The organism is Nibribacter koreensis (assembly GCF_039541795.1).
GTDB classification, from domain to species: Bacteria; Bacteroidota; Bacteroidia; order Cytophagales; family Hymenobacteraceae; genus Nibribacter; species Nibribacter koreensis.
In genome coordinates, this window is sequence record NZ_BAABGX010000002.1 from 318,168 (window position 1) to 330,761 (window position 12,594).

A 12,594-nucleotide genomic window follows, 5' to 3' on the forward strand; every position below is an offset into this window, starting at 1 on the left:
TAGAAATACAATCATTGCTAAAAATAATGAGAGCAATAACTCTAGGGCTTTTACTATTGCTTACCACTGGGCAAATAACGTTTGGGCAAACTAATAAGGAAAAGGCACTTGCAAAGGCACAAGAAGCCATAAAACTTATGGACAGTGGTAAATTTGAAAAAAGCATCACCTTGTTACAAGAAGCTCAAAAACTTGATCCAGACAGATTTGACTACCCTTATGAGTTAGCCTATGCGCATTATTTAAAACAGGACTATACAGGAGCAGTTACAATTCTAGAAAGCACCAAATCGCACAAAGACGTGTCAGACAGGCTGTTTCAACTATTAGGCAATAGCTATGACGTGTTAGGGAAATCAGAAAAAGCGTTTGAGGCCTATGATGAAGGGCTTAACCTGTTTCCTAATTCAGGAAGACTCTACCTAGAGAAGGGAAATGTTTATTGGGGTAAAAAAGAATATGGAAAAGCACTCCCCTTCTATGAAAAAGGAATTGAAACAGACCCTAAATTCCCTTCTAACTATTATCGTGCAGCAAAGATCTATTGTGGTTCAACGGAAGAGGTTTGGGGAATGATGTACGGAGAAATCTTCATGAACTTAGAACGCAACAGTAAGAGGACCGCAGAAATAAGCAAACTACTGTATGACACGTATAAGAGCGAAATCAAGATTTCAAGTGACACTTCTTTTTCTGTGAGTTTTAGCAAAAACGCTACTATGAATGTAAGCGACTTAAAATCCCCAGGTAAATTAAAGCTTCCTTATGGAGTTGGTGTATATGAACCCACGCTCATGTTTTCAATACCTTTCATAGAATCCATTGACATCCATTCACTTGCAAAGATTAGAAGCAACTTTGTTGACAACTATTTTAAATATGGTCATGACAAGGCATACCCAAACGTGTTGTTAACCTATCAGAAGAACGTGAAGGATGCTGGGCATATGGAGGCCTATAACCATTGGATTTTGATGAAAGGGGACGAAGACGGTTTTGGTAAATGGCTATCGGCAAACCAAGACAAATGGGATAGTTTTGTGGCATGGTTTGGAGAAAACACTCTTCCAGTTAGTGACAAAAATAAATTTCACAGCGGTCAGTATTAAGCAAAAGAAAACAGCTTAGACCTTTACCCTTGCATTAGGTAGACTTTAAGCTCCTATTTTCTTTAATACATTGTCTGACTATACAAACACTATCTAGGTGAGACTTTTTATCATCCTCGCTTTCCTTTGCACATCTACTTTATCCTACGCGCAGTCCTTTGAGGGTACGTTAACCTATGTGGCAGACTTTAGGGTGTCAGGAGATTTTATCAAGGCAGGAGTCACCAAAGAAGCACTGCTGGCGAGGATGAACCAAGACGGTTCATGGGCAGACACCATCTGGGTCTCCTACAAGCAGGGCAACTACCACACCTCTAAAAATACTACCCCAAGGTCTTCGGCTATTTATAAACCTGAGGCCAACAAGATCTATTCATTACAAGAGGGGGAGCACGCAGGGATCTGCACCGTCACAGATGCCTCCCAAGACTTGGCATATGCTGGTGCAGGTAAAAAAAGAATAGTCCAAAAAATAGATACCGCTGTGACGGTTAACGGCGTGGCGTGCACTTTGATTCGTGTAAAGCTGGAGGATCAAATCATTGACTATTACTACAACCCCGGTCACTTACAAGTTAATCCTGCCCTGTTTTCGCAACACAAGTATGAGGGACTGGCAGACTTTTTGAAAATGTCCAAAGCCTTGCCGCTCAAGATGGAGAAAACTATTAATGGCATGTTCACGGTCACCATGACCTTGGTCTCTACCCAGGCAGTAGCCATAGACGAGGGCATTTTTACTATTCCCGTCCTTGCCCCTGACCCAAGTCTGAACCTCATTAAAGTGGCTAACCAAGAGGTGATGCGCATTAAAAGGTAATCAAGCCTTGGCCAGTTTTTTGGGTAAACTTTCCTTATCTAGTGATTCCCATTTCCCTAAGTTCAACGTCAAGTAACCGCGTTAAACAATGGCTATTCTATCTATAGCTTGTAGCGGTACCGGGTCTGGTGCCAGGTAGTGCAGGCCAATAGATTCCTTTCTGCTAAGAGCTGCGTCTGTGACCAGCTGAGCCACCGTGCGCAAGTTGTTCAATTCACCTAGTTCAAGAGAAGCCCCATATTTTCTTACCATGGCCTCTACCTCAATGGCCAATTGGGAAAGCTTTTGATGCAGTTCTGTTAGCTCCTCAATGCACCGAACAATACCCGCCCCTTGGCTCATCATGGCCTGTATCTTTTCCCTGATTCTTGAAATTTGCGAAAGATTTTCTGGTTGGCTACGGACCATGGGTGCCTGCCATGCTGGAATAGGGTCCAGAAGCGTGGTGTCTTCTAATTTTGCACACGTGTCTGCGCTGGACCGGTGGGCAAACACCAGCGCCTCTTGCAAAGAATTGGAGGCCAAACGGTTGGCGCCGTGCAACCCCGTACACGCGCACTCGCCGGAGGCATACAGGTGCTGGATAGAAGTCCTACCCCAGGCATCTGTGGTAACCCCGCCACAAAAATAGTGCGCGGCAGGTACCACCGGAATACATTGACGGGCCGGATCCACTCCTATGCTCAGGCATTTCTGGTAGATAGTAGGAAAATGCGCCGCAAAGTCATCAGAGTCCAGGTGCGTCACGTCCAGGAACATACACACGGCTTGTTCCTTTTTCATTTCTGCCTCTATGGCGCGGGCCACAATGTCTCTGGGGGCCAAACATCCCCGAGAATCATAGCGCACCATAAAGGCCTCGCCAGCGGCATTCCGCAGGATCCCCCCAAAGCCCCTTACCGCCTCAGAGACCAGAAAAGAAGGTTTCTCACCGGGGTGGTACAAAGCCGTTGGATGAAACTGGACAAACTCCAGGTGCTCTACTGTGGCGCCTGCGCGATGGGCCATGGCCACGCCGTCTCCAGTGGCAATGACGGGATTGGTGGTAGCCTGGTATACCTGCCCGGCCCCGCCGGTGGCCAGCATGGTAATTCTTGAAAGCACTTTTACCAACTGCTGGTTGCCCAGGTCCAACAACAATGCTCCGTGGCAACTAGGGCCGGCTTCCCCTTGATTAAAGGTGATTAAGTCTACCGCGAAGTGATGAGACAGAACTTCTATGTTGGGCCTCAGAAGAACCTGCTGGCTCAAGGCTTTTTCTAGGGAGTAGCCGGTCTGGTCTTTGCAATGCAGAATGCGGTTTTCTGAGTGCCCTCCCTCCCTGCCCAAGTGAAACGCGCCCGAAGGCGTGGTGTCAAAAGCTACGCCCCAGTCCATAAGGTCTGCAATGCGGGCCGGGGCTTCCTGTACCACGGCTTCTGCCACGGCCAGATTTGAAAGCCAAGCGCCCGCTTCCATGGTATCCTGTACGTGTTTCTGGTAAGAATCCGTGAGTAAGTTCAGCACAGCAGCAATGCCGCCTTGCGCGTAGCTGGTGTTGGTTTCTAACTCGCTGGCCTTAGCCACCACCAGAATCTTACAGGTAGGCAGCAAGTCGGCTACTTTGAGGGCGTAGCTCAGGCCGGCTATGCCAGACCCTATCACCAAAACGTCTACTTCTTTCATTCCCTTTGATTAAAACTACCGGCTTGTCTGGTCAGTGCTTTGGGTTGGCCGCTTTTCTTGTGTTATGATAGTTCCAACATGCGCTGAATGGGGGCCAGTGCCTTCAACCGAAGTTCCTCTGGAAGTTCAATGGCCGGGTCTTCGCGCAGCAGGCATAAATACAGCTTCTCCAGGGTGTTGATGCGCATGTAGGGGCACTCGCCGCAGGCGCACTCGGTATAGGTCACCAGCGGGGCTGGGAGAAACAGCTTCTCTGGGGAGGCTTTGCGCATCTGGTGCAGAATGCCTTCCTCAGTGACTACAATGAAAGTAGAGGCAGCATTTTTCTGGCTGTAATCCAACATATTGGCCGTGGAGTCTACGTAGTCGGCTATCTCCAGAATGGCGTGACTGCATTCTGGGTGGGCCAGGATTTTAGCGTCTGGGTGTTGGGTTTGCAGGGCCTGTATCTTGTCCAATGAAAAAGAATCATGCACAATGCAGGCGCCATCCCAGAGCACCAGGTCGCGACCCGTCACCTTCTTTAGGTAGCGGCCCAGGTTCACGTCTGGTGCAAAGATGATAGGAGTGTCTACCGGAATGGAATCTATGATTTTTTTGGCATTGGACGAGGTGCAGATAATGTCGCTCAGGGCCTTGATCTCGGCGGTACAGTTCACGTAGCTTACCACCACATGCCCGGGGTGCGCATCCTTAAACTGCTGAAAAGCCTCTGTCGGACAAGAATCGGCTAGGGAGCAACCGGCCTCCAGGTCAGGCAGCAGCACTTTCTTCTGCGGCGACAGAATCTTGGCGGTCTCGGCCATGAAGTGCACGCCGGCAAAGACAATCACGTCGGCATTGGTCATAGCCGCCTGCTGGGAGAGCCCCAGGCTGTCGCCCACGTAATCGGCTATTTCCTGAATCTTCCACTCCTGGTAATAATGGGCCAGTATGACGGCGTTTTTTTCCTGCTTTAGTCGCAGGATTTCAGATTGTAACTGCTCATCAGTTAGGTTGGTGAGGGACGCGGTCTGCTTGTATTTTTCTTGAAGCTCTGCAATGGTCATGGTACTGGTTCATTAAGTACTTTTAGGCTGACTCTCTCCATAGGACAAGTGCCTTATGAGCACAAATTGACATGATAGCATGCAGATGTACTATGACATTGGTCACTATTAAAATACAACTGCCTCTTTTATTATGCAGATAGCCTTCGTTTATGGCCTGTTTTTCAAAAATCAGCCTAAAAATGCTCAAAGCGTTGGCAGCCTAATTGGCATGTTGAGGCTTTAAAGACAATTGTGTCACGGATCTAAATACTGGGATACAAAACAAAGGGAAAGGTCTTCACCTGATTCTTTTCAGCTTGTTTTCAGCCTGTTTTGGTGAAAACAGGCTGAAAACTCCTCTGAAGCAAAATAAAATAGTGAGAAGACTTAGTAGGTGAAGATTTCCAATTTTTACTTGAGAGTTTATGATTGCAGTATAAAGCAGTCATTTTCCCCTCTCTATAAACCAACTAATGAAATCTGTCTACCGTCAGGCATCAGGCTACTTTTATTGATGCACGCCTTGACAAGGAATTAAGGTCTGGCTGTTCTAATCCTAGATCACTACTTTTACCCATGATGCATCTAGCATCCCTTTGAATAAAAATATTAATGGATAGTTTGATACTCCCCAACTCAGATACTTTCTTGTAACAGAAATTAGGTATATAAGCCCTCTTTTATCCAAAAACTACTAATCTTTCATCTAGCCCCTATATACTGCATGAGGTTTCTACTCAAACTAAAACACTGGCAACTTTTCTTGATTACCTGGGGGCTTCCCATTTTCATGAACGTAGTTACGTTCTCCAATCCTGTTCTTTTGCTTTCTGTCTTTCCTGTGGTATTGTTAGTTTTCTCACTAGGTATTCTTGGATGGATTTGGGCTATTTCAACTAACCTCCATGTAAAATTGCCAGCAGGTGTAAAATTAAACAGTCGTAGGTTTAAGCTTCTGTTCTTAGTACCTGTGGTGTATATTCTGTTAATCTCGGTGGCCTTGGGGTTGGTAATGACGCAGGGGGTTTCAGTAGTGACGAGCGTTAACGGAGCAGTTGTTGCCAGCATCATCATTCCGCTACATATGCTTTCTATTTTTCTGATTTTCTGGGGAGCTCGTTTCGCGGCTAAAACCTTTAGGTCTATAGAACTTGGCAGGACCGCCAGATTTAGTGACTACATTGGAGATTTTGTGCTGATATGGTTTTCAATGATAGGCATCTGGATTCTACAGCCTAGGCTTAACAACCTCATAGCAGAGGAATAGATTGTAATGAGACTGTTATAGAAAGGAAGGCCAATTTTAAGGCATCAAACAGAAGAGCCGCCCTCTAAAATTTAGGAGGCGGCTCTTCTGTTTAGTGATGTTAGACCGAGACCGACTATTGTTTATAGACCTTGAAAGTAAGCGTACCTCTGGTTTCTGAATGCACCTTAACCAGGTAAACTCCGCGCGCCTTGCCTTCCAGGTTTATGTCTAATTGGCCTTTTACAGTTGTCTGTGGCATAATTTCTTTACCAGCAAGGTCAGTGATGGTAACGGTCACGGCCAAACCGTTCTTTAACTCTAAAATGGATCGGCCCGTGGTTGGGTTAGGATATAGGCTCACAGAGCGGATCATAACTTCATCTGCAGAGGCCGTCAGGTTTTTAATCACCAAGTTGGCGGTAGCCTCGCCTTGGTAGTTGTCATCTGTGATGCTGGCCGTCACGGCGTAGGTGCCCACAGCGCTTGGCACCGTAGCAGAACCGTTATACCTGACCGTGGTCGGTAACCCCGCAGGATTGGTGACCACCGTCACTGGTCTTGGTTGGCCATTATGTTGTTGCTCTAGGTTAGACAGCGTTATGGTAGCGGCAGCTTTGGCGATGGTCAGTTCCATTTCCTTTGAACCGGCCAGGTAACTGGCGGTTTCAGCTACGTTGGCTTTTACTTTCACTTTGCCCGACTTGACCACTTGCACCGTGGCATTGCCGGTACCGGACAAGGTAATGTTACCTGGGTAGGCCGTTGTCTGCTCTTCTACCACGGTATAGGTGATGGCGCCGGTAGAGTTGCTGGTGGCAGCCAAGGCGAAGGTAGACGGGCTGTAAATTCTGCTCACATTGGCAAACGTGATGGTAGGAGTTGCCTTGCCCACGGTCACCGTTTTAGAAAGCGCCGGTCCTTGGCCGCAGGTATTACCTGCTCTCACCGTAATCTCGCCTGTGACACCCGGCGACGTGGGCGTCACCTGGATAGACGTGGTACCTTGTCCCGCATTAATCACAAAACCCGCAGGCACTGTCCAGGTATAGCTAGTGGCTCCCGCTTGCGCGTTCACGGCAAAGGTAGTAGCTACATTATAAGGCACAGTAGAAGGCCAAGTGTTGGAACCGGTCAATGCACCCGGCAATGGATTCACCGTGACATCAATCTTAGCGCGGGCGCTCTCTGTGTTGTCTTTGGTCTGTGATACCCAGTAAGATGTAGTGCCCACCATAGCGGTGCCTGGGGTTGGCGCCGAAGTAGAGCCTGTACCGCCGCTGGCGCTGGTATACCATTTCAGGGCAGTGCCGGTAGCCGTCAAAGCAGTGGCGGTTTGGTTTTGGCACAGAATCACCGGGCTGGTAACGGTAGGTGCTGGCGGGGTAGCGTCTATAGACAGCGTGATGTAGATTTCGCCCCTGGCAGACTCATTGGCAGTATTGAAAAACTCTAAGTACCTGTCTGCGCCATAGGTATGAATAGTAGGCACCAACACATCATAGTAATCTGAGTTTTGAAGGTTGTTTAAAGGATCATGGTCATTTTTTGGGTATTCAAAATAACTGATGATCCTTATGTCATTCAGTGTTTTACTAGTACCGTGCGCCGTATTAAAGGCTTGGACAAATCTGTTAAGTTCAGCGGCTGTGGTAAAAATCCTTCCTCCTCCCCCTTGTACTCCACCGTCTATTAAAAGGCTCCTGTTAAAGAACATGACCTTTTCATTGTAGATTTGGCCAAATCGGCCTACTGCGGTTCTATAGGGTTGCAATGGATCTAGAGAATTGACTTCCATGCAAAGACTTCTGGTAGAGGAACTATTGCCCGTATTGAGAGTTGCAAACAATTTGCCTTCCTGGTCATAAAGACTTTGGAAAACATTTGCTCCTAAAAAAGGCCCACAAGTATTGTCTGTATTCTGTGACTTAGAGGTAAAGACACCTAGTTGTTTAGAGACTTCAGCGTCAAACTTCAACTCTTTCCAGACATTGGATCTAGCAACACCAGTTTGCATGAAATTGTATTGGCCGAAGCCAAAGTAAATGCTATTGTCAGTGGGTACTACTAATTGCCCTGCTGTTTCAAAGGGCATGGAGAGGATGTCTCTGAAAGTATTTGTGGCAGGGTTGAACTCCGCCAATGTGCCATAAGGAGTAGAATATGAGAAGGGTATATAGTAGATGATATACCCTTTGCCTTTGAAAGTGAAAGTATGTTGAATCGCGACTTCAGCTAAATCCTTTTTAGTCCAAGTGTTAGTAGCAAATGCATATTTGTACACAAACAAGTTGGCATAAGTGTCATTAAATAGATATGCCGTATCACCTACCACAAAACTTTTGAATTCTGTACCCACATTCCATTCGTATGGAAGATCGGCTAGCCTTTTCCAGGCATTTGTGCCAGGATTGTACTCATAAAAATCTTTACTGTTGTTATGTCCATTGGCATTAACGCCTGTTCCTGCATATAATTTTCCATTATAGGCCATTGCCACCATCCTTGTCCTTTTCCCGCCGGGGAAAGGAGCTTTTGTAGTCCATGAGTTGGTGGACATGTTGTACTCTAGCAAAGAGTCTGTGTAATTGTTGTAGGTAGAACCAGCAGGCATGGTAGCATCATAGCCGCCCACGGCATATCCTTTGCCATTAATCTCAGTTACTGCCCGTTCACTAAACGTGCTGGTTAAACCACTTTTAGCTCCCCATTGATCTGTGACGAGGTCATATTCCCAGAAGTCTAACAAAGGCTCACTGTCATTACCACCCCCTGTATAAATTTTGCCATTGCTATAAAAACCAATTGCAGAGGTCCTGTTTTTACCCAAATCGTGGTTTACTACCGCCCATGTGTTTGAGGCAGGACTGAATTTGTAAAGGTTATCTGTATAAATGGTTGAGAGGTCACTTCTATTACCGCCAAACAAGTAGAGGTCACCACTTAAGGATGCTATAGCGGCTTGCTTAATATGATAAGGCGAAGCAATAGAGACATCGCTCACGTTCATTAGATTTTGCTTTTTGGCCCAAGTGTTAGTAGTAGGATTATACTCATACCAGTACTGCATGTTTCTAAACGTAATATTATTGTAAGGTCCCTCTCCTAGCCCTGCGTAGCCTTTGCCATTCACACTGGCTCCAGACCCATATCTAAATGGTGCAGGTAATGAAGCTTTAGGCGTCCAAATATCGCCTAAAGGATCATACTCATAAAAGTCATTATAAAGGGCAGACCCATTAGTGCCAGTTCCCCAATAGCCTTTCCCATTTATCTCAAAAGCAATAGTTCCAATTCTAGTAGTAGTTGGTCCGGGTAAGGTGGCCCTTTTGGTAAAAGTATTAGAGACAATGTTGTAAGAATAGAAGTTGTTACTTGATTGCGAGGTTAAGAAAATGGTGTCATTGATCACAAAGCCTGCATCTGGAATAAGGCCCGCATCCAAAAGCCCTCTAGCCTCTGTCCATGTGTTTTGTGCCGGGTCATACACAGAAACCCCCGTTCCATAACCACTAAAATTGTAGATCTTGCCCTTCACTACAAACATTGTTTTTTCTCTAAGGGGGTTTGAGGGGCCTGTACCCAAGTTTTTAAGTTTTTTCAATTCACCTGTAGCAGGGTTGTATTCTGTTAAATCCCTAGGGCCTCCAGAAGTGTTATAACCTCCTAAAATGTAAAGTTTGTTATTTAAGGAAACCATGCTGGCTGCTTCTCGGGCAATCATATCATAGCCCAAGGATTTTTTTGAGGTAAAAGAGCCTATCTGGGCAGAGCAGTAAATGACTTGCAAAAGAAGAAATACGGTTAGCGTAAATTTTATCTTCATAGGACTAAGGTTGGTGAATGGATAGTTGACCGTAATGAACCAATAAACAAAGCGTTAGCCTTTGCAGGCAGAAGGGTACTTATAAAAGAAAGAGCGTCGCCAGAAAGTTGAGCGACAGAATGAAGGAAAAGCGTAAAAGCAGTCTTGATAACCAAAGGGGCACTTTTAATAAGCAAAGAATCTATATCTTAATTACCCTTACAGTATAATCCAGAAAAAGCTTGGCATTATTACAAACTAAAATACTAGAAAGATTTTCTTTTTTCCAAACAACAAGTCCATTTTAGACTTGACAGTCAAGAAGATAGTCTACTGGTTAAAAGTCCGTTTTTAGCCTCTTTCCATCAAAACAACCCAAAAACGGACTGTGGATAACCTGCAAAAGAGTGCCTGCCAATTCGGATTAAGTTATTATATTTGTTAATTAGGGTCTCCGGATTGGCCGTATAAAGACCGGATTGTCTTACCTTCCCAACCGCCTGTGGTTGTAAACACTTCACCGTCAGGCAAGAAATCATCAGTTAGTTAGGGAAGCGCAAGTTGCCATGGCAGGCAGCGGAGACCAATAGTGTGAAAACAAGAATTATCTATATAAAGGAATTTACCTGTGGGATGTAGTTCATGTTCTAGTGGCGGTTGCGGCACCAAGACGACCAGTGCAGATGGCACAGAGGTAGTTGCGGGCTGCAAAAGCAACGGCGGTTGCAGCACGGGAGGCTGTAACCGGTTAAATGTATTTGACTGGCTCTCAGACATGGAAATACCCGTGTCTTTCAAAGAGTTTGACATAGTAGAAATACGCTTCAAAGGCGGGCGCAAAGAGTTCTTCCGGAACATCAACCACCTGCCGCTCATCACCGGCGACGCCGTGGTAGTAGACGTACCCAACGGCCATCACATTGGCCACGTGTCTCTCAAGGGCGAATTAGTGCGCCTGCAGATGAACAAGAAGAAGGTGCAGAACAACGAGGAGATACGCAGTATCTACCGCGTGGCCACGGAGAAGGACATGGAGAAATTCAACCATGCCCGGGAGCAGGAGTCTACCACCATGTACCGCGCCAGGGCCATCATCCAGGAGCTCAAGCTCAAGATGAAACTCTCTGACGTGGAGTACCAGGCAGACAAAACCAAAGCCACGTTTTTCTACTCAGCAGATGACCGCGTTGACTTCAGGGAGCTCATCAAGAAGCTAGCCGAAGAGTTTAAGATACGCGTGGAGATGCGCCAGATCAGTCTGCGCCATGAGGCCGGCCGCCTGGGCGGAATTGGCTCTTGCGGACGTGAGCTGTGCTGCTCTACCTGGCTCACTGATTTTAGAAGCGTGTCTACCACCGCGGCGCGTTACCAGAATCTTTCCTTGAACCCCAGCAAACTATCCGGCCAGTGCGGACGCCTTAAGTGCTGTCTCAACTATGAGTTGGAGACGTACATGGACGCGCTCAAGGATATTCCTAACGTGAACCGCCCGCTGCAGACCAAGGCCGGAGACGCCTTCCTGCAGAAGACCGACATTTTCAGGCGCATCATGTGGTTTGGCTATCGCGGCGACAGCAACTGGTTCCCGGTGACCGTGGACCGCGTGCATGAGGTCTTGAAGATGAACGCCGCCGGCGAAATGCCCGAGAACCTAGCCGAAGAGGTGAAGCAACAGCAGCCAGAAGTGGTGGACTTTGTAGAAGCTCTGGAAGGTAACCTGGACCGCCTGGACGACCAATACGGCAAGAACAAGAAGAAGCGCAAAAAGAAAAAGAAAGGCCCTGGCACAGAAGCCACCGCGGGTGAGGTATTGGCTAACGCCGCTCCTACCCCCGAAGTGCGTCGTGACCGTCCTACGGGTCAAGCCGGTACGGCTACCAGCCGCCCAGAAAGGCAGGGAAGGCCAGAGAGAAACGCTGCTGAGGGTAGACCTGCCAGACCAGAACGTACCGGTAACCGACCAGAAGGAGGCAGAAACCGCCCAGAGCGTAACCAGAACCGTGTGGCTGGCCCTCAAGAAGAAGGCTCGCCAAGAGAAGAACGTGCTCCACGGCCAGAGCGCGAAGGCAGCAACCGTCAACCGCGCCCAGAAGGTGGCAGGCCGCCAAGGCAAGAGCGTGCGCCACGTCCCAACCAGGGCGAGCGCGGACCGCGTCCACAGCCCCAGGCTGGAGCGCCAACCGGAGTTCCAGTAGAAGGGGCCCCTGTAACGGCGGCTGGTGCTGCAGAAGACCGCGGACCCAGACCAGATGGCCAGAACCGCCCAAGACGCAACCGTAACCGCAATAACCGAAACCGCAAACCCGGCGGCGGCAACGGCGGCGCTGAGAATACTTCATCAGGACCTTCAAACGCAGATGCCTCATGAGAATGAACCGTTTTTTGAGCGTAGCCTTGGCGCTCTGCCTAAGCGTGCTCTTAGGTAGCTGTGACGCCAACCGCGTGTTTGAAGAAAACCAAGACCTGCCAAACAACCAGTGGCCGGTCAAGCTCACGCCCACGTTCACCTTTGAGATTACAGACACTACGCAGCAATACAATGTGTATTTTAATGTGCGCAACGCGGTAAGCTACCAGTTCTACAACCTATACCTGCGGCATTACCTGATTGGGCCAGACGGCAAGCAGATCAGTTCTGCCCTGCATGAGATGTTCTTGATGGACCCTAAGACCGGTGAACCCAGAGGGAGCGGCGCCGGAGACATCTTTGATCATCAGTTTAGAGCGTTAAAGAACATCAGATTTGCCCAACCGGGCAAGTACCAACTCAAGGTGAAACAATACATGCGCCAAGATCCTTTGCCGTCTATGATGGCCATTGGCGTACGCGTTGAGAAAGTAGCGCCGTAAGAGAGACACTTCCTTTATCCTGAAATCCGTTTTTGGGCTGTTTTATAGAAATCAGCCCAAAAACGGAT

General features: G+C 47.6%; 8 protein-coding genes. 5 read left to right on the forward strand and 3 right to left on the reverse strand.

Translation table 11 applies throughout. The annotated features are described in order from the left end of the window. Positions 1–26 precede the first annotated feature (26 nt). Together ABD880_RS08585 and ABD880_RS08590 are read left to right on the forward strand one after the other, a co-directional pair. Positions 27–1,109 (forward strand): tetratricopeptide repeat protein, encoded by a 1,083-nt coding sequence (locus ABD880_RS08585; RefSeq protein ID WP_345164661.1) that lies wholly within the window; start codon positions 27–29, stop codon positions 1,107–1,109. A gap of 97 nt (positions 1,110–1,206) precedes the next feature. Then, the gene (locus tag ABD880_RS08590; RefSeq protein WP_345164662.1) at positions 1,207–1,929 is read left to right on the forward strand and encodes a hypothetical protein; all 723 of its coding nucleotides are present in this window, start codon (positions 1,207–1,209) and stop codon (positions 1,927–1,929) included. Between the two features lie 81 nt (positions 1,930–2,010). On the opposite strand, the gene nadB is transcribed toward ABD880_RS08590, so the two are convergent. Next, positions 2,011–3,594, reverse strand: coding sequence for an L-aspartate oxidase (nadB, locus tag ABD880_RS08595; RefSeq protein WP_345164663.1), 1,584 nt, complete (start codon positions 3,592–3,594; stop codon positions 2,011–2,013). Between the two features lie 62 nt (positions 3,595–3,656). After that, positions 3,657–4,643 (reverse strand): quinolinate synthase NadA, encoded by a 987-nt coding sequence (nadA, locus tag ABD880_RS08600; protein ID WP_345164665.1) that lies wholly within the window; start codon positions 4,641–4,643, stop codon positions 3,657–3,659. A 772-nt stretch (positions 4,644–5,415) separates the two neighbouring features. On the opposite strand from nadA, the gene ABD880_RS08605 reads away from it, so the two are divergent. After that, positions 5,416–5,892 (forward strand): hypothetical protein, encoded by a 477-nt coding sequence (locus ABD880_RS08605; protein WP_345164667.1) that lies wholly within the window; start codon positions 5,416–5,418, stop codon positions 5,890–5,892. Positions 5,893–6,007: 115 nt separating this feature from the next. Here ABD880_RS08605 and ABD880_RS08610 read toward each other — a convergent pair whose 3' ends face one another. Beyond that, positions 6,008–9,418: an MBG domain-containing protein gene (locus ABD880_RS08610; protein WP_345164669.1), complete on the reverse strand. Its 3,411-nt coding sequence runs from the start codon at positions 9,416–9,418 to the stop codon at positions 6,008–6,010. An 886-nt stretch (positions 9,419–10,304) separates the two neighbouring features. Between ABD880_RS08610 and ABD880_RS08615 the strand changes: the two genes are divergently transcribed. Then, complete coding sequence (locus ABD880_RS08615) at positions 10,305–12,044, forward strand: regulatory iron-sulfur-containing complex subunit RicT (RefSeq protein ID WP_345164671.1); 1,740 nt, start codon at positions 10,305–10,307, stop codon at positions 12,042–12,044. Next, positions 12,041–12,526, forward strand: coding sequence for a gliding motility lipoprotein GldH (locus ABD880_RS08620; RefSeq protein WP_345164673.1), 486 nt, complete (start codon positions 12,041–12,043; stop codon positions 12,524–12,526). Before ABD880_RS08615 ends, ABD880_RS08620 begins: the two co-directional genes overlap by 4 nt. Positions 12,527–12,594: the final 68 nt, after the last annotated feature.